The 22,290-nt window shown below is 66.2% G+C and carries 21 protein-coding genes and 1 pseudogene; 9 read left to right on the top strand and 13 right to left on the bottom strand.

Going from position 1 to position 22,290, the window contains the following annotated elements; genetic code table 11:
• Positions 1–30 precede the first annotated feature (30 nt).
• A complete protein-coding gene (locus ABQF30_RS00865; RefSeq protein WP_448460242.1) occupies positions 31–1,980 on the top strand; it encodes an aconitate hydratase in 1,950 nt (649 codons plus the stop codon).
• On the opposite strand, the gene ABQF30_RS00860 is transcribed toward ABQF30_RS00865, so the two are convergent.
• Positions 1,977–3,104: a glycosyltransferase family 4 protein gene (locus ABQF30_RS00860; RefSeq protein WP_448460240.1), complete on the bottom strand. Its 1,128-nt coding sequence runs from the start codon at positions 3,102–3,104 to the stop codon at positions 1,977–1,979. The genes ABQF30_RS00865 and ABQF30_RS00860 overlap by 4 nt on opposite strands.
• Positions 3,105–3,213: 109 nt before the next feature.
• On the opposite strand from ABQF30_RS00860, the gene ABQF30_RS00855 reads away from it, so the two are divergent.
• Positions 3,214–3,885, top strand: a complete 672-nt coding sequence (locus ABQF30_RS00855) for a DsbA family protein (protein ID WP_448460238.1) — start codon at positions 3,214–3,216, stop codon at positions 3,883–3,885.
• Here the strand turns inward: ABQF30_RS00855 and ABQF30_RS00850 are convergent.
• From ABQF30_RS00850 to ABQF30_RS00830, 5 genes are read right to left on the bottom strand one after another with little or no spacing between them, the layout of a single operon-like run.
• On the bottom strand, positions 3,875–4,381 hold the full coding sequence (locus ABQF30_RS00850; RefSeq protein WP_448460237.1) for a DUF3592 domain-containing protein: 507 nt from the start codon (positions 4,379–4,381) through the stop codon (positions 3,875–3,877). The two genes, ABQF30_RS00855 and ABQF30_RS00850, sit on opposite strands and share 11 nt — an antisense overlap.
• A complete protein-coding gene (gene menD, locus ABQF30_RS00845; protein ID WP_448460235.1) occupies positions 4,378–5,997 on the bottom strand; it encodes a 2-succinyl-5-enolpyruvyl-6-hydroxy-3-cyclohexene-1-carboxylic-acid synthase in 1,620 nt (539 codons plus the stop codon). The genes ABQF30_RS00850 and menD overlap by 4 nt, the downstream gene beginning before the upstream one ends.
• A gap of 21 nt (positions 5,998–6,018) precedes the next feature.
• Positions 6,019–6,798: an alpha/beta fold hydrolase gene (locus ABQF30_RS00840; protein ID WP_448460233.1), complete on the bottom strand. Its 780-nt coding sequence runs from the start codon at positions 6,796–6,798 to the stop codon at positions 6,019–6,021.
• Between the two features lie 37 nt (positions 6,799–6,835).
• The gene (locus ABQF30_RS00835; RefSeq protein WP_448460231.1) at positions 6,836–7,552 is read right to left on the bottom strand and encodes a DJ-1/PfpI family protein; all 717 of its coding nucleotides are present in this window, start codon (positions 7,550–7,552) and stop codon (positions 6,836–6,838) included.
• A 10-nt stretch (positions 7,553–7,562) separates the two neighbouring features.
• Complete coding sequence (locus tag ABQF30_RS00830; protein WP_448460229.1) at positions 7,563–8,528, bottom strand: GlxA family transcriptional regulator; 966 nt, start codon at positions 8,526–8,528, stop codon at positions 7,563–7,565.
• 89 nt (positions 8,529–8,617) lie between these two features.
• On the opposite strand from ABQF30_RS00830, the gene ABQF30_RS00825 reads away from it, so the two are divergent.
• Entirely contained in the window at positions 8,618–8,977 is a 360-nt protein-coding gene (locus ABQF30_RS00825) for a type II toxin-antitoxin system HicB family antitoxin (protein ID WP_448463341.1), read from the top strand.
• Positions 8,978–9,063: 86 nt separating this feature from the next.
• On the opposite strand, the pseudogene ABQF30_RS00820 reads toward ABQF30_RS00825, so the two are convergent.
• From ABQF30_RS00820 to ABQF30_RS00800, 5 genes and pseudogenes are all read right to left on the bottom strand, one after another.
• Positions 9,064–10,211: pseudogene (locus ABQF30_RS00820) on the bottom strand (LLM class flavin-dependent oxidoreductase).
• A gap of 102 nt (positions 10,212–10,313) precedes the next feature.
• Entirely contained in the window at positions 10,314–11,285 is a 972-nt protein-coding gene (locus tag ABQF30_RS00815) for an o-succinylbenzoate synthase (RefSeq protein ID WP_448460227.1), read from the bottom strand.
• A 24-nt stretch (positions 11,286–11,309) separates the two neighbouring features.
• Positions 11,310–12,215: an esterase family protein gene (locus ABQF30_RS00810; RefSeq protein WP_448463339.1), complete on the bottom strand. Its 906-nt coding sequence runs from the start codon at positions 12,213–12,215 to the stop codon at positions 11,310–11,312.
• Between the two features lie 148 nt (positions 12,216–12,363).
• Positions 12,364–13,929, bottom strand: a complete 1,566-nt coding sequence (locus ABQF30_RS00805) for a long-chain-fatty-acid--CoA ligase (protein ID WP_448460225.1) — start codon at positions 13,927–13,929, stop codon at positions 12,364–12,366.
• 29 nt (positions 13,930–13,958) lie between these two features.
• Positions 13,959–15,578: an amidohydrolase gene (locus ABQF30_RS00800; RefSeq protein WP_448460223.1), complete on the bottom strand. Its 1,620-nt coding sequence runs from the start codon at positions 15,576–15,578 to the stop codon at positions 13,959–13,961.
• A 185-nt stretch (positions 15,579–15,763) separates the two neighbouring features.
• On the opposite strand from ABQF30_RS00800, the gene ABQF30_RS00795 reads away from it, so the two are divergent.
• The 5 genes from ABQF30_RS00795 to ABQF30_RS00775 all read left to right on the top strand — a co-directional run bounded on the left by ABQF30_RS00795 (position 15,764) and on the right by ABQF30_RS00775 (position 20,371).
• Positions 15,764–16,222, top strand: a complete 459-nt coding sequence (locus ABQF30_RS00795) for a YciI family protein (RefSeq protein ID WP_448460221.1) — start codon at positions 15,764–15,766, stop codon at positions 16,220–16,222.
• 105 nt (positions 16,223–16,327) lie between these two features.
• The gene (fadD8, locus tag ABQF30_RS00790; RefSeq protein WP_448460219.1) at positions 16,328–17,929 is read left to right on the top strand and encodes a fatty-acid--CoA ligase FadD8; all 1,602 of its coding nucleotides are present in this window, start codon (positions 16,328–16,330) and stop codon (positions 17,927–17,929) included.
• 51 nt (positions 17,930–17,980) lie between these two features.
• Positions 17,981–19,228 (top strand): RNA polymerase sigma factor, encoded by a 1,248-nt coding sequence (locus ABQF30_RS00785; RefSeq protein WP_448463337.1) that lies wholly within the window; start codon positions 17,981–17,983, stop codon positions 19,226–19,228.
• Between the two features lie 5 nt (positions 19,229–19,233).
• The gene (locus ABQF30_RS00780) at positions 19,234–19,911 is read left to right on the top strand and encodes an HAD family hydrolase (protein WP_448460217.1); all 678 of its coding nucleotides are present in this window, start codon (positions 19,234–19,236) and stop codon (positions 19,909–19,911) included.
• Between the two features lie 10 nt (positions 19,912–19,921).
• Entirely contained in the window at positions 19,922–20,371 is a 450-nt protein-coding gene (locus ABQF30_RS00775) for a nitroreductase family deazaflavin-dependent oxidoreductase (protein WP_448460215.1), read from the top strand.
• Between the two features lie 8 nt (positions 20,372–20,379).
• Here ABQF30_RS00775 and ABQF30_RS00770 read toward each other — a convergent pair whose 3' ends face one another.
• Positions 20,380–20,655 (bottom strand): hypothetical protein, encoded by a 276-nt coding sequence (locus ABQF30_RS00770; protein ID WP_448460213.1) that lies wholly within the window; start codon positions 20,653–20,655, stop codon positions 20,380–20,382.
• 120 nt (positions 20,656–20,775) lie between these two features.
• Here ABQF30_RS00770 and ABQF30_RS00765 point away from each other — a divergent pair, with 120 nt between their 5' ends.
• On the top strand, positions 20,776–21,690 hold the full coding sequence (locus tag ABQF30_RS00765; protein ID WP_448460211.1) for a 1,4-dihydroxy-2-naphthoyl-CoA synthase: 915 nt from the start codon (positions 20,776–20,778) through the stop codon (positions 21,688–21,690).
• A gap of 56 nt (positions 21,691–21,746) precedes the next feature.
• Here ABQF30_RS00765 and ABQF30_RS00760 read toward each other — a convergent pair whose 3' ends face one another.
• Complete coding sequence (locus tag ABQF30_RS00760) at positions 21,747–22,241, bottom strand: pyridoxamine 5'-phosphate oxidase family protein (protein ID WP_448460209.1); 495 nt, start codon at positions 22,239–22,241, stop codon at positions 21,747–21,749.
• Positions 22,242–22,290: the final 49 nt, after the last annotated feature.

Below are 22,290 nucleotides of genomic sequence, written 5' to 3'. Positions count from 1 at the left end.
ACCAAGGTGCCTCAGGGGAAACCTGGGTAGATGCCCGAGAGCGTCACACAGAAGTTGATCGGTTCGCATCTGGTCTCCGGGTCGATGACGCCCGGCGAAGAGATCGCCATTCACATCGACCAGACGCTCACGCAGGACGCCACCGGCACACTGGTCATGCAGGAACTGGAGGCGCTGGGCCTGGACCGGGCCCGCACCGACGTGAGCGTGCAGTACGTCGACCACAACCTGCTGCAGACCGACGAGAAGAACGCCGAGGATCACGAGTACCTGCGCACCGCCGCACAGCACTTCGGTCTCTGGTTCTCCAAGCCCGGCAACGGTGTTTCGCATCCGACGCACATGCAGCGGTTCGGTGTGCCGGGAAAGACGATGGTTGGCTCCGATTCACACACGCCGGCCGCCGGATCGCTCGGCATGCTTGCGATCGGCGTCGGGGGTTTGGAAGTGGCACTGGCCATTGCGGGTGAACCGCTGCACCTGCGGATGCCCGAGGTATGGGGTATTCGCCTCGAAGGTTCACTGCCGCAGTGGTGTTCGGCGAAAGACGTGATCCTGGAGATGCTGCGCCGCCACGACGTGAAGGGCGGGGTGAACCGGATCATGGAGTACTACGGGCCCGGCCTGGCCGGTCTTTCGGCGATGGACCGCCATGTCATCGCGAACATGGGCGCCGAACTCGGGGCCACCACCACGGTGTTCCCCAGCGACGAGGAAGTGCGCGAGTTCCTGACCGCCGAGGACCGCGGCGACGACTGGATCGAACTCGTCGCCGACGACGGCGCCGGCTACGACATCGACGAGGTGATCGACCTGTCGCAGATCGAGCCGTTGATCGCCAAGCCGTCGTCACCTGGCAACGTGGTGCCGGTGTCGGAGGTCGTCGGTGAGCCCGTCGCACAAGTGGTTATCGGCTCGAGCGCCAATCCGGGACTGCGGGACTTCGCGATCGCGGCGGCCATGGTGCGGAGCCGTCAGACCTCGCCCGAGGTCAGCTTCGACGTGAATCCGACATCTCGCGAAATCCTGACCGACCTCACCAAAATGGGGGCCACGACCGAGCTGGTCATCAACGGCGCACGCATCCACCAGGCCGGCTGTATGGGATGTATCGGCATGGGCCAGGCTCCGGCGACGGGCCGCAACTCATTGCGCACGATGCCGCGCAACTTTCCGGGGCGCTCGGGCACCAGGGAAGATTCGGTGTGGTTGTGTTCGCCGGAAACCGCTGCGGCATCGGCGATCACCGGCGTCATCACCGATCCACGGCAATGGGCGCGCGACGCGGGCATCGATTACCCGACGCTGAATCTGCCGGCACGCCACAGCGTCAACACCGCCATGCTGGTCGAGCCGCCCCCACCCGAGCAGGCCCGTGAAGTAGACGTTATCAAGGGCCCCAACATCTCCGCCCTGCCCGACCTGACCCCGCTGCCCGATGACATCGAGGCGCCGGTGCTGCTCAAGGTGGGCGACAACGTCTCGACGGACGAGATCTCCCCGGCCGGCGCGCGGGCTCTACCGTTCCGCTCGAACATCCCGAAGCTGGCGATGTTCAGCTTCACCCAGATCGACGAGTCGTATCCTGAGCGGGCGCAAGCTGTTCCGGGGCACATCATCGTCGGCGGGGAGAACTACGGTCAGGGCTCATCGCGTGAGCACGCCGCCATCGCACCCCGCCACCTCGGCCTGCTGGTGGTGATCGCCAAATCGTTCGCCCGCATCCATTGGCAGAACCTGGCCAACTTCGGTGTGCTGGCACTGGAATTCGACGATGCCGCCGACTACGACTCGGTGGCGCAGGATGACGTGCTGACCCTCACCGGGTTACGTAAGGCCCTGGAAGACGGCGCGCAGATCACGGTCACCAACACCACGAAGGACAGTTCTTTCCCGGTACGGCACAGGCTTTCGCCACGGCAGATCCAGCATGTTCTGGCCGGCGGCCTGATCCCGTTTCTTGCGCGCGAGGAAAGTTAGGCGGCACGCAGGCGGCGCCGGCCCTGGACCGCCTCGTAGTGACCGATCAGCTCATCGCAGATCGCCGGCCAGGTTCGGCCCAGCACACTGCGACGGGCTGCCGTCGAGTACCGCGACCGCTCGGCGATCAGATGCTCGACCGCCGCAGGCAGTGCGGTCTCGAATTCGTCCACCGGCAGAAGCAACCCGGTGCGGTACGGCGACACCAGATCCCGCGGTCCGCCGGCATCCGGAGCGATCACCGGCAACCCGGACGCCATCGCCTCCTGCACCGCCTGGCAGAACGTCTCATGCTCTCCGGGATGGACGAACACGTCCATGCTGGCGTAGGCGGCGGCAAGCGCTTCGCCGTGCAACTCGCCGGTGAAAACTGCTGTCGGCAGCACTGATTCGAGTTTGTCCCGGTCGATGCCTGCGCCGACCACGACCAGCTGCAGATCGTCACGGTCGGCGAGCGCGGCCAGCCGCTCCACATGCTTCTCCGGCGCCAACCTGCCGACGAACCCGACGATCGGCTTGCCCTCGGGCGACCACAAGGCGCGCAACTGCTGATCGCGCGCCGACGGCGCGAAGCCAGTGATGTCCACGCCGCGGGCCCACTTGAATACCCGCGGAACCCGATGGGCGGCAAGGTTTTCCATTGCCGACGTGGAGGGCGCCAGCGTGCGGTCGGCACGACTGTGCAGATGCCGCGTCCACGCCCAGGCTGCCCGCGACGCCATCCCGATGCCATAACTCTGGGCGAAGCCGGCCACGTCGGTCTGGAACACAGCCACCGTCGGCACGCCGAGGTGGCGGGCAGCGTGCAGCCCGCCGTAGCCCAGCAACGCCGGCGACGCCAGATGCACGACATCGGGGGCGAACCCGCGCAGCACCCCGACCATCCGCGGACGGGGAACGCCCAGCGGCAGTGAGGTGACCTTGGGGAACATCCGGGACGGCACGCGATGTACGCGCACGCCTTCGTAGACCCGCTCGGCCGGCGGCTGCCGACGCGGCGTGTCCGGAGCGATCACGAGAACCTCGTGACCGGTGCGGCGGAGATGCTCGATCACCCGAAGCACCGAATTGGTGACGCCGTTGACATTCGGGAGGAACGACTCTGCGACGATTGCAACGCGCACGTCACGATGGTCTCCCCGACAGCTGTCGCACAGGTTGCCTCCGGGGATACGACACGCAAATACCTGATGCCCGCAACCGCTGTCATCGGACCGGACTAGGGTGGCCGACATGCGGTTCTCGCGCGTTCTCGCTGCGCTGCTGGCTGTGCTGGCACTCACCGCCGGTTGCAGCAAGGTGATCGACGGCAGCGCGCTGCCCGATCCGAGGAAGCCGGCCAGCGATATCTCCAAGGACGGTTCCGGCATTCTCATCGGCTATCCGGACGCCGGCGCCCGGATCGAGGTGTTCACCGAACCGCAGTGCCCGCACTGCGCCCAGTTGCAACAAGACTTCGGCGAGGAGATCTCCAGCTATATCGCCTTGGGCCAGCTCGCCGTGACCTACCGGCCGATGACCTTCCTCGACCGTGACACCGACTATTCGGCAAGGGTCAGCAACGCCATGTTCCTGGCGGCGGGCCCGGGCACCGACGGGCTGGCGTTCCAGGCATTCGTCGAGGACCTGTGGGGTCACCAGAATCCGAACGGGTCCGGGCCGAGCGACGACGAAATGGCCGAGATGGCACGCGAAAGCGGTGTGGGGTCCGAGCAGGTGGCGAAGATCGCCGCAGGCGAGGAGAGCGTCGACGTGCAGGCGATGGCCGACCAGAACGTCGGGTTTCTCTACGACGTCCAGACCAGTATCTCCACCCCTACGGTCTACGACCTGATCAACGGCGAAGTACTCGACATCTACGACGACAACTGGTTGTCCAAGCTGATGTCGACGGTCAAGGGTTGAGCCGTCGCTGCAGCACCGCCAAGCCCACCAGGGCCGCACCGGCGATCAGCCAGCCCACCACCGCGATCGATCCGGCCGGGATGATCGCCAGCGACGCGTTACGGTCCCGCACCCGCACCAGATCGGGGTTGTTCTTGTCGTACTCGACGTAGATGCGCATACCGGCGTCGAGCTCAGACGGGTACAACACCCCGAGCTCCGGGCGGTAGGTCACCCGATCCGGCGTCACGAACTCGACCGTCGAACGCCGCGGCCCCGCGCTGAGCACCTCGGCGGCGGCCACCCCCATGCTGCGCTCGATCTGCTGATCGTTGCGCCACGCACCCAGCACCAACAGCGCCGACTGCAGCGTCACCAGACAGGCAGCGATCACGATCCCGATCCGCACGCGCCGGATGATGCGTTGAGCGCGGGTCTCGCCGGGCCCACCGTAGAGATGCGGCAGCACGGGCTGGATCCAGGTCTTCAGCCGATCCACGACCTCCGGCACCTTCACAGGGCCGCCTTGATCGACGCGTGCAGGGCACGCAGCGACGACCGGTCGGCCTTCACCTCCAGCACCCGCATACCGACGAAGGGCTCGTCCAACGCGGCGCCGAGCTCGTCGACCTCGATCTGCCGGCTCTCGACGTGGTAGGCCCGGCACAACGCGCCGACATCCACATCGTGCGGGGTGCCGAAGACCCGTGACGACACATCGGAGAAGCGGGGATCGCCCTGTTCCAGCAGCTCGAAGATGCCACCGCCGTTGTCGTTGGACACCACGATCGTGAGGCTGCGCGGCGTCGGCTCCGTCGGCCCGATCAGCAACCCGGAGCTGTCGTGCACGAACGTCAGATCACCGATCAATGCGATGGTCCTGCCCTCGTGCGCCAGGGCCGCCCCGATGGCCGTGGACACCGTCCCGTCGATACCGGCCACGCCGCGGTTGGACCGCACCTTGACGTCCTGCGGATTCAGCCCGACCAGCGCTGCGTCACGGACCGGGTTGGATGCCCCCAGCACCAGCTGATCACCTGGCCGCATGGCGTCGGCGACCGCCGCCGCAACATGCAGGCCGGTGGTCAGCGGGTGCGCCTTGAGCTGGTCGCGTACGGCGGCCACGGCGTGCCCGTTCACCTCGGCACAGCGGCGCAGCCAGGCCGGGCTCGGGGTGCCGGTGGTCACGGCCCGGGTGCCGGTCGCCTGCGAATTCCCGGAGACATCAGGCCAGCGCGGGCCCGTGGTGAGCGCGTAGACGGGCACCGACGGATCGGCAAGCAAGGCCGACACGGGGCGATGCAGCGTCGGCCGGCCCAGCATGATGACCTGCTGTGGATGCACCAGCCGCAGCGCCAACGGGTGCAGCGGGTTGGCGGCAGGCGGTGCGGTCGGCTCGGCAACCGTCGGCAACTCGGCCAGGTTGGGATGCACGCCCGCCCCGTGCCCGGCAATCACCACGGTGTCGGGAGTGATGTCGATGTCCAGTGGTTGGTCGAACGTCACCGGCGGGGTGTAGGTCCACGGTCTGCCGTCGGGCCGACCGGGCGGAAATGACTTGTCTTCGGTGTTGGGTACCAACGGTTCCCGCAACGGGATGTCGAACTGCACCGGGCCCGCATTGGCGGTCCGCGACCCGGTGGCGGCGACCAGCACCCGGCAGGTCGCCGAGCGCCACTGCCCGTTCAGGGCGTCCATCCGTTCGGGTGCTTCTTCGGCCAGCCCGAGGCTGATGTTGGCCCGCACCTGGGTCCCGAAATAGCCCATTTGCTCGAACGTCTGGTTGGCGCCGGTGCCCAGCAGTTCGTAGGGCCGGTTGGCGCTCAGCACGATCAGCGGCACCCGGGCGTAATTGGCCTCCACCACCGCGGGGCCGAGATTGGCCACCGCGGTACCCGAGGTCATCGCGATACAGACGGGGGCACGTTCGGCCACCGCGAGCCCGATCGCCAGATAACCGGCGGTGCGCTCGTCGATGCGGACGTGCAGCCGGATCCGCCCGGCACGGTCCGCGTCGGACAACGCGAACGCCAGGGGCGCGTTGCGCGACCCAGGGCAAAGCACGACGTCGCGGACACCGCCGCGAATCAGTTCGTCGACGACGACGCGGGCCTGTGCCGTCGATGGGTTCACCACACCACCCTATTCGTCGCCCTAAACGGCACTGAAGAACTTGAGAATCGCGGCGTTGACATCCTGCGGTTTCTCGAGGAAACCCAGGTGGCCGGTGTCGGGAAGCTCAAGGTACTGGCCGCCCGGGATGGCGTCGGCAACCTCGCGCCCCAGATGCGTGGGCATCACGAGATCGTCAGCGAAACCGAGCACCAGGACCGGCACCTTGATGTGCCGATATGCCGGCAGCCGGTTGGATTCGGGCGACACCGCAAGCTGGCTGCGCAAGCCCGGGGTGTTCTTGGTGGGCCACATGGTGAACATTTCCGCCCAGTCGCGGACGGCGCGGTCGTCGTTCAGGGTTTTCGGCGAGAAGCTTTCCAGCAGCCGGATTTTCGCGTCGTAGGCGGGCGGCAAGGTGACATTTGCGTCGATGAGGGCGCGTTCGGCGTCGGTGAAGAACTCACGGGCCTTGTCATGACGGCCGCGGGTGGCCATCAACGCCGCCTTGGTGACCAGCTCAGGGCGGGCCACCATCAATTCCTGCGCGATGAACGACCCCATCGACACCCCGACCACCCGGACCGGGCCGCCGACCACCTTCTCGATGAGCGAAGCGGTGTCGGCGACCACCTGCTCGGTGGTGAAACCGCTGGCGTTCTCGGTGGCACCCACGCCACGGTTGTCGAACGTGATGACGCGGTAGCCGGCCCGCTGAAACTCCGGCACCTGATGCAGGTGCCAGGTGCGGCCGGCGCCGCCACGACCGGCGATGAACAGCACCGGGTCGCCCTTACCTCGGTCGTCGTAAGCCAGATTCACCTGGCCGACGCTACTTGATGGCGGTCAGTGCAACAGATCACGCACTGCGCCGGCCGCGGACCTTCCGGATCGCCTGGTCCCACGCCAACAGCACAGTGGCCTTCAGCGGCTCGGGCTTGACCATGTCCTTGCCGAGCAGGGCGGTCGCGCCCGCTTTTGTGGTCGCCGACGCCTTGGACATGTGCCCCGAGTCGAACGGCGGCTGCGGGTCGTACTCGATCATCAGCTGAATGGCCTTGGCTTTGGCCTCACCGCCGATCTGACCGGCCAGCCACATGCCCAGGTCGATTCCGGCCGATACACCCGCCGCGGTGAGGATGTTCCCCTCGCGCACGACGCGCTGATCACCGACGGGCGTGACGCCGAACATCTTCAGTCCGCTGAGCGCCGACCAGTGTGAGGTGGCGCGTTTGCCGTCGAGCAGGCCCGCGGCGGCCAACACCACCGAACCCGAACACACCGATGTGGTCCACGTCGTAGCCGGATAGACCTGGCGGATCCAGTCGAGCACCTTCTCGTCGCGCGCGGCAGCCATGGTTCCCGGTCCGCCCGGCACCAGCACGATGTCCGGTGAAGGCGTTTCCTCGAACGAGTGCGTCGCCCCGACCGTGAGGACGCCGGAGTCGGCGGTGATCGGCCCCGGTTCATGCCAGACGAACCGCACCTCGGCGTCGGGAAGGTTGCGCAGCACCTCGTAGGGACCGATGAAGTCCAGCGCGGTGAAACTCGGGTACAGCACGATGGCGATCTGCATGGTGTCTCCTCTAGAAGGTTTTACGATACTGGTCAGGTGAAATACCAAGGCGACGAACGAAATTGCGACGCATGGTCTCTGCAGTGCCGAATCCGCAGCGGGCGGCGATGACCGTCACGGTGTCATCGGATTCCTCGAGCTGACGACGCGCCGCGTCGGTACGGATCCGCTCGACGTACGCGCCGGGCGCCTCCCCCACCTCGTCGGTGAAGACCCGGGTGAAATGCCGTGGGCTCATCGCGGCACGTCGGGCAAGCTCGGAAATACTATGTGCCCCAGCGGGTTCGGATTCGATGACTTCCTGCACGCGACGGATCGGGGCTCGTTTGGCCCGCGGCATCCACACCGGCGCCGCGAACTGGGTCTGTCCGCCAGGCCTTCTGAGATACAGCACCAGCCAGCGCGCGACCGTTTGCGCGACGTCGGTGCCGTAATCGTCCTCGACCAACGACAACGCCAGGTCGATGCCCGCGGTCACCCCGGCCGCCGTCCAGATTTTCGGTGAGCTGCGCACGAAGATCGGCTCTGGATCGACTGTGACAGAGGGGAATTCCTGCGCCAGTCGGTTGGCATAAGCCCAGTGCGTGGTGGCCGGACAGCCGTCGAGGAGACCTGCCTGGGCGGCCAGGAACGCACCGGTGCAGACGCTGACGATACGGCGGGAGTTTTTGGAGGCGGTTCGGATCCACTCGACGACGTCAGGGTTGGCGCGGGCGGCGTCGGCGCCCATGCCGCCGGGGATGACGACCGTGTCGATCGGGTCACGCGGGTCGGGTGGCGCTGCGGCGACGAATTCCAGGCCCGTCAGGGTGGTGACGGGCCGGCCGTCGACGGAGGCGACGGTGACTGCGTAGCCGTCGTCGGTGTGGCCCCTTCCGGCCAGGCACAACGTCGCGCTGGTGAACACGTCGAACGGCCCGACCAGATCCAGCGCCTGCACGCCCGAGTAGCCGAGGATCACCACGCTGCGCGTCACGTCTTCAGTGTTGGCGATGTGTCGGATGGCGTCTACGCCATGTACCCCACAAATTAGGACACGCGCCGGATTTGTCGGACAGCGCCGCGATGATCGTTGGCATGACCGAGTACACCTACCGGGCCCAATGGATGCCCGATGACCGCTGGTATCTGGGGATCTGTCTGGAGTTTCCGAACCTGTCGGCGAATGGGTTCACAGCGCACGAGGCGATCGCCGCTGTCGAGAAGAAGGTCGCCGACGAAGTCGCGAACATTCTGGCCGACGATTACGACCCGCCGAAATCGCTGACCGACCACCACTACAGCGGCAGGTTCATGGTGCGGATCTCGCCAGTTTTGCATGCCAAACTGACCGTGGAGGCCGCTGAACAGGGAGTGTCATTGAACCAGTGGGTGGTTCAGAAACTCGCAGGCCGGCCTTCCGTGTCGCTGAGTGATCTGTACTAATTTTTTTGCAGCCGCCCCGCTCCGAAGGCATACCCAACCTGAAAACCCGATACCGCCCGCGGTACCACATCTCCAAGGCACACCCACTAGAGCTTCTTGACCTTGCGGATGATCTGCACGAACGGAATCTGCGACGCCACCCTTTGCGCAGGCTGCGCTGCAACGGGCTGATGTTGGACAACACCAGGTGGCGAACACCGCTGTCGCGCCATTCCGCAGCTTGATCGACCACCTCGTCGGGTGTCCCGGCAAGCACCATCCCCTGCACGATGGATCGTGGAATTGCTTTCACGTACGACAGCGCGGTCTCCTCGTCCAGGGCCTGCGGGAGAATGTCCTGCGCACCGGTGAAGCCGGCGCCCATCGGATGCTGTGCACCATGGCGGGCAAAGACGTCATCCCACGCGAGCAATCCAGCCGCCTTGATCAGCTCGGAGTCCAGTGCGTCGTCGACCTCGGAGCGGTGTCGCCCCGTCACCACCAATCGGTACATGGCTGGAACGATCGCGCCAGGGTCCCGTCCGAAATCTGAGGCTGCTGACCGCACAATGCCCAGTCGCTCGGCATATTCCGCGGGGGTGTGCAGGAAAGCCGGGAAGAATCCATCGGCGTAGCGACCGACGGCGCGCAGCATGCGCGGACCGTGCGCAGCGATCCAGATCTCCGGCCACTTGCCGCGGTACTGCGGCAGGTCGAAGCTTGCGTTGCGCAGGGGGAAGTACGACGAATCACGTGTTACGAGTTCACCTTTCGAGTCCCACAACGCCAGGATGGTGGCCAGAGCCTCTTCGAACCGGGCCACCGGTTTCGACCAATCCACGCCGTAGGGCTCGTTGCCCTCGCGCTCCCCGGTACCAATGCCGAGGATGAACCGACCCTTGGTCAGCAGATTCATCGTCGCGGCCCCCTGGGCGGTCACCGCCGGGTTGCGCCGCCCGGTGTCGGTGACGCACACGCCCAGCCGGAGCCTGGCCAGCCTGTTGCGGGCAGCCAGGTTTCCCAAAATCGTCCACGGCTCCATGCAGGCGTCCGCCGACGGCATGAGCTTGGCAGCACCAGAGTATTGCGGCTGCCACAGTGCACGCGGGAACAATCCGTTGAGGTGGTCAGGCACCCAGAACGAATCGACGCCACTGGCCACTGCGCTGAGATAACTGCCGCGGGTGAACGAGTCGGCCGAGTCTCTGACCGATCGCCCCCGCGGCCTAGCGTAGGCGGCTACTCGAAAAACCAACAGGTTACGAAGGTGATATCACCCGCGGTACCGCATTTCGAAACCCATACATGGTGACCTGGCAGGTGCCAGTGGGGCTGATGTGACTAACCGTAAGGCGCGCTACGCATTCAGCAACGGGTAACACGCCCGCACCCGCTCGATCCACCATTGCCGGCGCTCCGCGGGAGCGGCCAACGCCGCCAGTCGCGCTGGATCCGGGACCACCGCCTCGACGGGCAGATACCCGTCGACCGGAACTCGCGCCGAAGCGACGTCCTCGACGAACAATCCGCCCGTGCCCAGCCCGCAGGCATGCCGCAAGTCGGGTAACGCGGCGGCGGCCAACAACCCTCGGCCGATACCCACAGCCGAATCCAGTGCGCTGGACACCACAATGGGCATCTCGATCTGGGCGGCGATGTCGAGCGTGCGGGATACCCCGCCCAACGGCGCAACCTTGAGCACCGCGATATCGGCGGCGCCCAACCGAACCACCCGCAGCGGATCGGATGCCTTACGGATCGATTCGTCGGCGGCGATCGGCACCTTCACGCGTCCTCGCAGCGCCGCCAGCTCTTCGACTGTCGCACAAGGCTGTTCGAGATACTCCAGTGAGCCGTCGGCGGTCAGTGCGGCGGCCGCGGCGACCGCCTCGTCAACCGTCCATCCCCCGTTGGCATCAACCCGCACCACCGGGACCTCGGCGCGCACCGCGTTGACTCTTGCGACGTCGTCGGCAAGTGTCTGCCCGGGCTCGGCCACTTTGACCTTGGCCGTCCGCGCACCGGGAAAGCGGGCCAGCACGGAAGGAACCTGGGCAGGATCCACCGCGGGCACTGTCGCGTTGATCGGGACACGGTCGCGGTGCACGGATGGAGCCGGCCGGTACGCGGCGTCGATCGCCGAGGCGAGCCAGGCCGCCGCCTCGGGCGGGTCGTACTCGAGGAATGCGCCGAACTCTCCCCAGCCGACGGGTCCGTCGATCAGTGCGAGCTCCCGGACAGTGATGCCGCGAAACCGCATTCGCATCGGCAGCGCGACGACGTGCAGACGCTCGAGCACGTCGTCGAGCGACGCCACGCGGTTATCCACGTGCCCAATGATGCCTAATCCGTGTCAGCCGGCGCCCAGTACCCGCTGGATGTCCGGCTTCATCGCGTTGAGCTGCGCACCCCAGTAGCCCCAGGTGTGAGTGCCGGTCGGCGGGAAGTTGAACACCGCGTTGTTACCGCCGGCGGCCATGTACTGGTCGCGGAAGTTGAGGTTGCTCTGCAGCGCGGTGCCTTCGAGGAACGTGGAGGGAAGGTCGCCGCCGCCCAACTCGCCCGGCGTGCCCGAACCGCAGTAGACCCAGATGCGGGTGTTGTTCGACACCAACCGACCGACCTGGACTGTCGGATCGTTGCGCGCCCAGGCAGGATCACCCGGCGGGCCCCACATGGCGTTGGGGGAGAAGCCACCGGAGTCGCCCATCGCCAACCCGATCAGCCCCGGCCATGGCCCGGCCGACGGATTCAGGAACGCCGACAACGACCCCGCGTAGATGAACTGGCCGGGGTAGTACGCGGCCAGGATCATCGCCGAATTGCCTGACATCGACAGTCCGACAACGGCATTGCCCGACGTGGACACGTCCTTGTTGGCGGCCAGCCACTGCGGTAACTCGCTGGTGAGGAACGTCTCCCATTTGTAGGTGTGCACTCCGCCGTTACCAGCGGCGGGCTGGTACCAGTCGGTGTAGAAGCTGGACATCCCGCCGACCGGCATGACCACCGACAACCCCGACTGGTAGAACCACTCGAACGCCGGCGTCTCGATGTCCCAGCCGTTGAAGTCATCCCGGGCACGCAAGCCGTCCAGCAGGTAGACCGCATGAGGTCCGCCACCCTGGAACTGGACGTTGATGTCGCGGCCCATGGCTGCTGACGGCACCGCCACGGTCTCGACCGGCAGACCCGCTCGCGACCAGGCACTCGCCGTCGGCGGCGGCGGCCCGAGTAGTCCGAAAGTAAACGCCAGCATCAGGACGGTCAGAATCGCCATCCCGCGGCAACGCCCGTGCAATCTATGTGCATCCGTCATGTCGGCACCCCACATCTCCGCGCACACGTATGGGGCGAAAATACTCCGCTCGGAACAGGAAATATAGAGTAATGGCGCAGTTAATTGATCAAACAGTGGCGCGGTTGCGGCCTTCCCAATACGGCTTGCGCAGATCTTTCTTGAGAACCTTGCCGGTGGGATTGCGCGGCAACGCATCGACGATATCGACGGACTTGGGGCACTTGTAGGCCGCCAATCGTTCCCGGGCGAACGCGATGAGATCCCGATCAGACACGTCATCATCAAGCGCTACAACGGCTTTCACCGACTCACCCCATTTCTCGTCGGGCACCCCGATGACGGCGACCTCGGTGACCGCGGGATGCTCGCCCAGCACGCGCTCGACTTCGATGGAGTAGATGTTCTCGCTGCCGGAGATGATCATGTCCTTGAGCCTGTCCTCGACGAAGATGTAGCCACCGTCGTCGACATGGCCGATGTCACCGGTGCGGAACCACCCGTCGGGGGTGATCGACTCGGCAGTCGCGTCCGGTCGGTTCAGATAGCCTTTCATCAATTGCGGTGTACGGAACCACAACTCGCCCTGCTCGCCAGGAGCTACGTCCTCGCCGGTGTCCGGGTCGACCACCCGCACCTCGGCGCCGGCTATCACCTTGCCGGCACTCATCAGCCGCTCTTCGCTGGCGCCGCGGTGGTCTTCTGGGCCGAGCAGGCTGATCACCCCGCACACCTCGGTCAACCCGTACACCTGGATGAACTCGGTGTCCGGCCAGGCCTGCAACGCAGAACGCAACAGCGGCAACGGCATTGGCGACGCACCGTAGGCGAACGTCTTCAGCGCACCGAACAGCTTCACGGCATCCTCGCCGGATTCCAACACCTTCGCCAGCACCGCGGGCACCAGGAACGTCCGGTTGGCTCCGGCCAGGATCCCGCCGGCCAGGGCCGCGCCGTCAACGTCGCGCGTCATATAGGTCGGCGCGCCGTTGTGCAGCCCGAACTGCATGTAGGACGTGCCGCCGACATGGAACAGCGGCATGGCCACCAGGCTCTTGTCACCCTGGCCCAGCGTCCAGCCCTGGAAAGCATTGACGGTGTGTGCGATGACGTTGGCGTGCGTCAGCGCGACGCCTTTGGGCCGACCGGTGGTGCCCGAGGAGTACATGACGATGCACACGTCGTCTGGCTGCACGTCCGGTGAGCGCCCGACGGGCGTCGCGCCCGCCAACAGTGCCTCGTACTCGTCGCGGCCTTCGCCTTCCGGCGTGACGGTGACGACGTGTTCGACGGCAGTCAGCTTGTCGGCGATCTTGTCGATGCCCGCTTTGAGCTCCGCGCCGACGATCAACACCTTCGCGCCGCAGTCGTTGAGGACAAAGTCCGTCTCGTCGGCTGCGAGCCGGAAGTTGATGATGGCGTTGGCCGCGCCAAGCGATGCTGCCGCGAGGGTCAGCTCCACACAGGCCGGGTGATTCTTGTCCAGGAAAGCAACGACGTCGCCACGCTTTATCCCCCACGCACTCAGGGCACCGGCCAACCTCCGGATCCGGTCGTCGAACTGAAACCACGTCCATGTCCGGCTGAGATAAGTGACTGCTTCTTCATCGGGCTTGGTTGCCGACCAGTGGGCCACGCGTTCGTCGAGAAATTTCGGCGTTGGCAAATCAGACATGTTCCGAGCGTGCCACGCCGGGGATGCTGTCAACCGGCTTTCGGATAAACCTGTCGGCCCGCCAAGAATGTCGCCTGTACTTCCAGGTCGGCGATGGTCTCGGCGGGTACCGCGCGGGGGTCGGCCGACAGCACCACAAGGTCGGCGTACTTGCCGGGTTCGATGGAGCCGAGGACGTTGTCGGCGAACAACTGCCACGCCGCATCGATGGTCTGCGCCCGGATCGCCTGCTCGACGGTCAGCCGCTCTTCGGGTGCCAGCACCCGGCCGCTGGGGGCGGTGCGGGTGACCGCGACGCTGATGTTGCGCAGCGGCTCCTCGGGCGTGACGGGCGGATCGTTGTGTAGTGAGATCCGCATACCCGTGGCCACCGCGGAACCGGCGGGCATCCACCGTCCACCACGCTCCGGGCCGAACAGTCCGTCGACGAGAATGTCGCCCCAGTAGTGGAGGTGGTCGACGAACAGACTGCACGTGACGCCGAGGGCGTGGGCGCGCTGAAGCTGTTCGGGCGTGATGGCGCCGACGTGTTCGAGCCGCAGCCGGTGATCGTCGCGTGGATTGGCGCGCAAGGCCTCTTCGTAGACGTCGAGGATGGTGTCGACGCCGGCGTCGCCGTGCACGTGACAGGCCATCTGCCAGCCCTGCGGATAGAACGCGCCGACGATCTCGGCGAGCTGTTCTTTCGAGTAGTTGGCGCTCCCGCAGGAGCCGGGCACGACGCCGATGGTCCGGGTGGCCTCGGTGTCCAGATACGGGAAGGTCAGGTCGATGTTGCCGATCCACGGGGAACCGTCGACCCAGATCTTGATGCCGACCTGGCGGACGACGTCGTCACCCTCGAACGGCTCGGCGTCGGTGTGCAATGCCTCGGTGGACATTTCGTAGGTGCGCAGCCGGACGGTCAATTGGTCGCGCAGCTGCCCGAGCAGCGGCCGGAACATCGGGTCGAACGCCATCTCCGAGCAGGTGGTCACGCCGGCCCGGTTGAGCCGTTGACATTCGGCCACCAGCATCGCCGGATAGCCATCGAGCGAGATGGCCCCGCCCATCAGGGCGAACACGGCGGCGGACTCCTCGGCGGTGCCGTCGAGTTCGCCATCGGCGTCGCGACCGTACCTGGCGCCCTTGGGATCCGGGGTGTCCCTTGTGAGCCCGGCGGCCCGGGCCGCCGCGGAGTTGAAGTAGGCCTTGTGCCCAGAGTTGTGCATGATCACCAGCGGGGCGTCGGGGGCTTGGTTGTCGAGCCAGGCCAGGGTCGGCTCCGGTAAACCGGTTTGCAACAGCGGATCCCAGCCATTGAGGTAGGCGCCGTCGGCACCTCTTCGCGCGACTTCAGCGCGGATGGCGTCGAGCACCGCGTCAGCGGATATCAGCGTGACCGGCCGGATGTCGACGATGCGGCCCGACAACGCGATCGCCTCCATCAGCGGATGGCCATGCGCCTCAATGAATCCCGGCATCACACAGCCGTCGACCTCGCGCACCTCGGTTTCAGGCCCAACCCAGCCCTGCACGTCGGCGCGGCGCCCGACCGCGACGATCCGGCCGTCGGACACCGCGAGCCCGTCGGCGGTGGGTTGGTTTGCGTCGACGGTCAGGATGGTTCCGAAGAGGACGAGATCAGCAGACTCGGTAGGGCTGGCCATGCGCGAATGCTAAGGCGCGACGAGGTTGGCCCGGGGCTTCCCCCAGAAATCCGCATCGCCGATCTCCACCGGACTGGCGCTCGTCAAAAACTTTTCCGCCCCGTGTCGATTTCGCGGGGTGTCGTTCGACGCGTCAGTGAGGGCACGATGGACGGGCCCCTTCCCCACACCAGAAGGAGACAACAATGTCGCGCTACATGCTGATCATGCGGTCCACCCCCGAAGCCGAGGCGGCCATGGCTGACCAGAACATCGACTTCAACGAGATCATCGCGCAGATGGGTCGCTACAACGAAGAGCTCATCAAGGCCGGTGTGATGCTCGCCGGCGAAGGGCTGACAGACCCCGACGAGGGCTTCGTCGTCGACTTCAACGCCGACCCGCCGGCGGTCACCGACGGCCCGTACACCGAGGCAAAGGAGCTGTTCAACGGCTTCTGGATCCTCGATGTCTCCTCGAAGGAGGAGGCCAAGCAGTGGGCTCGGAAATGCCCGCTGGGCACCGGCGTCAAGCTCGAAGTCCGGCGTGTCAGCGAGACCGACGAGTTTCCGCAGGACAACGAGTGGATCCAAAAGGAGATCCAGTGGAAGGCCGACCTCGCCGAAAAGGTGGCCGCTGACGCCCGCAAGGCAGCCAACCGCTGAGTTCTTTCCGGCGAAACGGCATTCCAGGGTCTGCTGGAATGCCGTTTCGGCGTTTGGGCGGGTATCCCCTACACCATTTCTGGAACACGTTCTAGTCTGTTGGTCATGAGTGATGCCTTGTTGCACCATCCCATCCACTCCGGCCACCTCACTGTCGGCGCGCTGAAGCGCAACAGAGACCGCCCGGTGCTGTTCCTCGGCGAGACCACGCTGACCGGCGGGCAGCTCGCGGAGCGCATCAGCCAGTACATTCAGGCGTTCGAGGCGCTGGGTGCGGGAACCGGGGAAGGCGTCGGCCTGCTGTCGCTGAACCGGCCGGAAGTGCTGATGATCATCGGCGCCGGGCAGACGCAGGGGTACCGCCGCACCGCACTACACCCTCTCGGCTCGCTGGACGACCATGCGTATGTGTTGTCCGACGCCGAGGTGACGACGCTGATCATCGACCCCACGCCGGCGTTCGTCGAGCGTGCGCTGGGTCTGCTGGAGAAGGTTCCCTCGCTGCGCCAGGTGCTGACCATCGGCCCGGTGCCGCGGGCTTTGGACGGGGTGGCGACCGACCTGGTGGCCGAAGCCGCCAAGTACTCCCCACAGCCGCTGCAGGCGGCGGAGCTGCCGCCCGACCACATCGGCGGTCTGACCTACACCGGTGGCACCACCGGCAAGCCCAAGGGCGTGATGGGGACGGTGCGGTCGATCACCACGATGACGACGGTTCAGCTCGCCGAGTGGGAGTGGCCCGAGAATCCGCGCTTCCTGATGTGCACGCCGCTGTCGCACGCCGGTGCGGCGTTCTTCGTGCCGACGATCGTCAAGGGCGGCGAGATGATCGTGCTGCCCAAGTTCGATCCGGCCGAGGTGCTGCGGGTGATCGAGGAGCGTCGGATCACCGCGACCATGCTGGTGCCCTCGATGATCTACGCGCTGATGGATCACCCCGATTCACACACCCGCGACCTGTCGTCGTTGGAGACCGTCTACTACGGGGCCTCTGCCATGAACCCGGTGCGGCTGGCCGAGGCGCTCAAGCGGTTTGGGCCGATCTTCGCGCAGTACTACGGCCAGTCCGAGGCGCCCATGGTGATCTCGTACCTGGGCAAGAAGGATCACGACGAGAAGCGGCTGACCTCGTGTGGGCGGCCGACGTTGTTCGCGCGGACGGCTTTACTGGATCCCGACGGCAATCCGGTGCCGCAGGGCGAGGTCGGCGAGATCTGCGTGTCCGGGCCGCTGCTGGCGGGCGGGTACTGGAAATTGCCCGAGGCGACCGCGGAGACGTTCAAGGACGGCTGGCTGCGCACCGGCGACATGGCCCGCGAGGACGAGGACGGATACTGGTTCATCGTCGACCGGGTCAAGGACATGATCGTCACCGGCGGGTTCAACGTGTTCCCGCGCGAGGTGGAAGACGTTGTGGCCGAACATCCTTCAGTGGCGCAGGTGTGCGTTATCGGCACTCCTGACGAGAAGTGGGGCGAGGCGGTGACCGCGGTGATCGTGCTGCGGCCCGATGCTGCCTCCGACGCGGAGGCGGTCGCGCGGGTGACCACCGAGATCCAGAACGCGGTCAAGGAGCGCAAAGGTTCGGTGCAGTCACCCAAGCAGGTGGTCGTGGTCGACTCCGTGCCCGTGACGGCGTTGGGCAAGCCCGACAAGAAGGCTGTGCGCGCCCAGTTCTGGGAGGGCGCTGCCCGCGCGATCGGCTGAGTTCTCCCGCCGAGCACAATGGGTGACGTGGCGGCGGGCACTTCAGCGGACATGCGCGAGACCCTCGACGCCGTTTGGCGCATGGAAGCCGCGAAGATCGTCGCGACGATGACCCGTGTGGTCGGCGACGTCGGCCTGGCCGAGGATCTGGCCCAGGAGGCGCTGGTCGACGCGCTGACCCAATGGCCGCAGACGGGCGTACCGCGCAATGCCGGAGCCTGGCTGACCACGGTCGCCAAGCGCAAGGCCATCGACCACTGGCGCAGGCAGGAAACCCGCGACGCCAAGTACGCCGTGCTGGCCCGGGAACTCGGCGACTACGTCGACGAGGCGTGGGATCCGGACCGCATCGACGACGACGTGTTGCGACTGATCTTCATCACCGCGCACCCGGTGCTGTCCCGCGACGCACAGATCTCGTTGACGCTGCGCCTGGTCGGCGGCCTGAGCACCGAAGAGATCGCCCGGGCCTTTTTGACCTCCAAGGCCACCACAGCGGCCCGCATCACCCGGGCAAAGAAAGCCCTGTCTGAAGCCAATCCACCGTTCGAGGTGCCGCCGCGCGAGGAGCATCCGAAGCGGCTGTCAGCGGTGCTCGCGGTCATCTACCTGATCTACAACGAAGGCTATTCGGCCTCGTTCGGGCAACGCTGGATCCGCGACGAATTGTGTACCGAGGCATTGCGGTTGGGCCGCGTGCTGGCCGCCCTCGTCCCCGACGAACCCGAGGTGCACGGGCTGCTGGCGCTGATGGAGTTCCAGTCGTCGCGGTTCGGGGCGCGCACCGACGCCGAGGGCAGGCCCATCATGCTGGAGGACCAGAACCGCGCCCGGTGGGACCGCGCCCAGATCCAACGTGGCGTCGCAGCCCTGCAGCATTCCAATACCGTACGGCAGCAACGCGGTTCGGGTTGGGGTCCATACGCGCTGCAGGCCGCCCTTGCCGAATGCCACGCCGTATCGCCGACCGCGGCCGACACCGACTGGAACCGCATCGTGGCGCTTTACGATGCGCTGCTACAGATTTCGCCGTCACCGGTCGTGCAGCTCAACCGGGCGGTGGCGGTGGCGATGAGCGCGGGCCCCGCCGAGGCATTGGAGATCGTCGACGGGCTGACCGGACTCGGCGAAACCTATCTACTGCCCAGCGTGCGCGGGGAACTGCTGGCGCGGCTCGGCCGCACCGAGGAAGCCGCCGCCGAGTTCAGCCGCGCCGCCGAACTGACGGACAATGAGCGCGAACGGGAAGTGTTGGACGAGAAGGCTGCCCGGGAACGCGCCAAAACACTGGCACCATAGTGGTCATGGTCAAAGCGGTGTTGTTCGACTTTTCCGGAACTCTGTTCCGCCTCGAAGAGGACGAAAGCTGGTTTACCGGGATGGCCGTCGACGAACGCGAGGTCGACGGACATGTCCAAGCTGAGCTGATGCGCAGGCTCACTGCACCGACCGGACGCTCAGTGCAGATGAGCGACGAGCAGTACCACGCCTGGGTCAACCGCGACCTGGCGCCGCATCTGCACCGCGAGGCCTACCTGCACGTGTTGAGGGAGTCCGGGTTGGCCGACCATCATGCCGAGTCGCTGTACTCACGGGTGATCGACCCGGCGAGCTGGACCACCTACCCCGACACCGCCCAGGTGCTCAAAACCCTTAAGAGGCAAGGCATCAAGACCGCAGTCGTATCCAACATCGCATTCGACGTGCGGCCCGCGTTCGCCGCGATCGGAGCCGAGGGAGATGTCGACGAATTCGTGCTGTCCTTCGAAGTCGGTGCGGTCAAGCCGGATGCCGCGATCTTCACCACGGCACTGGACCGGCTCGGGGTGGCAGCCCACGACGCGCTGATGGTGGGCGACAGCGAGGAAGCCGACGGCGGTGCGCGCGCGATCGGTTGCCAGTTCGCGCTGGTCGACCCGTTGCCCACCGCCGAGCGGCCCGACGGGCTCCTGACAACCCTGACGGGCTTCGGCACGCTTTAAGCTGGCGGTCATGGCTGACGACCGGATCCGGCCGCCCTGGTGGCTCAAGTACGTGAACAAAGTGATGATCGGCTTGAACAAGGTCGGCGTTGGCGGTGACAAGGGGCCGGTGGTGCTCACCGTGACCGGCCGCAAAACGGGGAAGCCGCGCTCGACACCGGTGACGCCGATGACAGTCGACGGCGCACGCTATATCGTCGCCGGCCTGCCCGGCGGCGATTGGGCCGCCAACGCGCGCGCCGCCGGAGAGGCGACCGTGCATCAGGGGCGGCGCGCCCAGCGGGTCAAGATGGTGGAAATCCCCGCGGAACAGGCTCGCCCGCTGCTGCGTGAATTCCCCATCCTGGTCCCCACCGGCGTCGGCTTCATGAAAAACGCCGGGCTGGTCACCGGGCCCAATCCGGACGAGTTCGAAGCTCTCGCCGACCGGTGCCCGGTGTTCCGCCTCGACCCCGTTTAGCCGCCTCTCTACAGGTGCGGCGCCTCCTTGATCTTGCTCTCCTGCTTACCGGCGGTCTGACAGAACGTCTGCACCGACAGCCGAGTGCCGGTGATCTCGAGCTGCGCCGCGTCGGTGCCCTTTTCGTCCTTCAGCATCTTGGCCACCGCGTCGTTCTGCGTCTTCTCGTCCTGGCCGAGGAAATCCTCACAAGTGGTGTCGCCACCGGTGACCGCCGGCGAGCATCCTGCGAGCAGCCCGCCCGCGACCAATGCCGAGAACAACACGCCTGCTGAGCGCTTCATCATGGTCAAAGTGGGCCCCTTCTCGTCTGGTGATGCGCGGTACGCACCATCGCGGCCGGTTTCATACCCTGCGACGGTGCCGATGAAACCTGAGGCTCGCGCCGCTCTACAGTCGAGCAGGTGAGCAGCAACCCATTCGACCCCTCTGCCTGGGAGCCGGTAGCCGGCTTCGACGATCTGACCGACATCACCTACCACCGTCATATCGCGGATGGGGCGCGCCGGCCGACGGTGCGCGTGGCATTCGACCGACCCGAGGTACGCAATGCCTTCCGGCCGCACACCGTCGACGAGTTGTACCGGGTGCTCGACCATGCGCGAATGTCCTCCGACGTCGGCGTCGTGCTGCTGACCGGGAACGGCCCGTCTCCCAAGGACGGCGGCTGGGCGTTTTGTTCCGGCGGCGATCAGCGCATCCGCGGACGTACCGGCTACCAGTATGCGTCGGGGGAAACCGCCGAGACCGTCGACGCCGCACGGGCCGGCCGGCTGCACATCCTTGAGGTGCAGCGCCTCATCCGCTTCATGCCGAAGGTGGTGATCTGCCTGGTCAACGGGTGGGCGGCCGGTGGAGGCCACAGCCTGCACGTCACCTGCGATCTGACCCTGGCCAGCCGTGAGCATGCCCGGTTCAAGCAGACCGACGCCGACGTCGGCAGCTTCGACGGCGGTTTCGGCAGCGCGTATCTGGCGCGGCAGGCCGGGCAGAAGTTCGCCCGCGAGATCTTCTTCCTGGGCCGGCCTTACGACGCCGCGACCATGCATCAGATGGGCGCGGTGAACGACGTCATCGACCACGCCGACCTGGAGAAGGTGGGTTTGCAATGGGCCGCCGAGATCAACGGCAAGTCCCCGCAGGCGATCCGGATGCTGAAGTTCTCGTTCAACCTGATCGACGACGGGCTGGTGGGCCAACAGGTATTCGCCGGTGAGGCAACACGTTTGGCGTACATGACCGATGAGGCCGTGGAGGGCCGGGACGCGTTCTTGGAGAAGCGCGATCCCGACTGGAGTTCGTTCCCCCGTTACTTCTGAGCGATTTGGGTGCATCTACCGGCGGTGGGCGCCGGTAGATGCACCGAAATCGCGGGCTAGAACCGGAACGTGGTCTGGCCGTGCGGTGCCTTCGCGAATGCCAGCACCTTGGTAGGGGTCACGCGAAACACGATGGCCGCCTCGCCGTCAGGGTCGAAAACCTCGTCGTCGCAATCGAAGTTCCAGTCGTCGCCGTACTTGGCGCGGTAGGCATCGGCAAGCGCGGTCAGCTGCTCACGTCCCGCGACCCGGGTGGCCGTGCCCTCGACGACGACGTCGAGACCCGTGTTCCACGTGTTGGATCCGGTGGTGACGACGACGGCCGCGCCGCTCTGCAGGTTGCGCGCCTTCTGCTCGGTGGGCCCGGTGCAGAACACGAACATGTCGTCGACCCACACCCCGACCAGCGGGGTGACGTGCGGACGTCCGTCGGCGCGGACAGTGGTCAACCAGTACAGTCCCGCGGCGGTGAGATCCTGTGTGGTGGTCTGCCAGTCGGTGGGATGGGTGGCTTCGCTGAATCGGGCGTCGAGTCTTGGCGTCGGAGTCATACCGATATCGACTCACCTGGGCCCGCCGATTCATCGCAGAACCGCCGGT

The sequence above is a fragment of the Mycolicibacterium sp. XJ870 genome (genome assembly GCF_053483975.1).
This window is presented reverse-complemented; position numbering and strand designations above follow the sequence as displayed.

Excerpts from the sequence above, each read along its gene's own strand:
- ABQF30_RS00865 (WP_448460242.1), top strand. The coding sequence starts at position 31 with ATGCCCGAGAGCGTCACACAGAAGTTGATCGGTTCGCATCTGGTCTCC.
- ABQF30_RS00855 (WP_448460238.1), top strand. The coding sequence starts at position 3,214 with ATGCGGTTCTCGCGCGTTCTCGCTGCGCTGCTGGCTGTGCTGGCACTC.
- ABQF30_RS00835 (WP_448460231.1), bottom strand. The coding sequence starts at position 7,552 with ATGCAGATCGCCATCGTGCTGTACCCGAGTTTCACCGCGCTGGACTTC.
- ABQF30_RS00825 (WP_448463341.1), top strand. The coding sequence starts at position 8,618 with ATGATCGTTGGCATGACCGAGTACACCTACCGGGCCCAATGGATGCCC.
- ABQF30_RS00810 (WP_448463339.1), bottom strand. The coding sequence starts at position 12,215 with ATGCTGGCGTTTACTTTCGGACTACTCGGGCCGCCGCCGCCGACGGCG.
- ABQF30_RS00805 (WP_448460225.1), bottom strand. The coding sequence starts at position 13,929 with ATGTCTGATTTGCCAACGCCGAAATTTCTCGACGAACGCGTGGCCCAC.
- ABQF30_RS00800 (WP_448460223.1), bottom strand. The coding sequence starts at position 15,578 with ATGGCCAGCCCTACCGAGTCTGCTGATCTCGTCCTCTTCGGAACCATC.
- ABQF30_RS00795 (WP_448460221.1), top strand. The coding sequence starts at position 15,764 with ATGTCGCGCTACATGCTGATCATGCGGTCCACCCCCGAAGCCGAGGCG.
- fadD8 (WP_448460219.1), top strand. The coding sequence starts at position 16,328 with ATGAGTGATGCCTTGTTGCACCATCCCATCCACTCCGGCCACCTCACT.
- ABQF30_RS00785 (WP_448463337.1), top strand. The coding sequence starts at position 17,981 with ATGCGCGAGACCCTCGACGCCGTTTGGCGCATGGAAGCCGCGAAGATC.
- ABQF30_RS00780 (WP_448460217.1), top strand. The coding sequence starts at position 19,234 with ATGGTCAAAGCGGTGTTGTTCGACTTTTCCGGAACTCTGTTCCGCCTC.
- ABQF30_RS00775 (WP_448460215.1), top strand. The coding sequence starts at position 19,922 with ATGGCTGACGACCGGATCCGGCCGCCCTGGTGGCTCAAGTACGTGAAC.
- ABQF30_RS00770 (WP_448460213.1), bottom strand. The coding sequence starts at position 20,655 with ATGAAGCGCTCAGCAGGCGTGTTGTTCTCGGCATTGGTCGCGGGCGGG.
- ABQF30_RS00760 (WP_448460209.1), bottom strand. The coding sequence starts at position 22,241 with ATGACTCCGACGCCAAGACTCGACGCCCGATTCAGCGAAGCCACCCAT.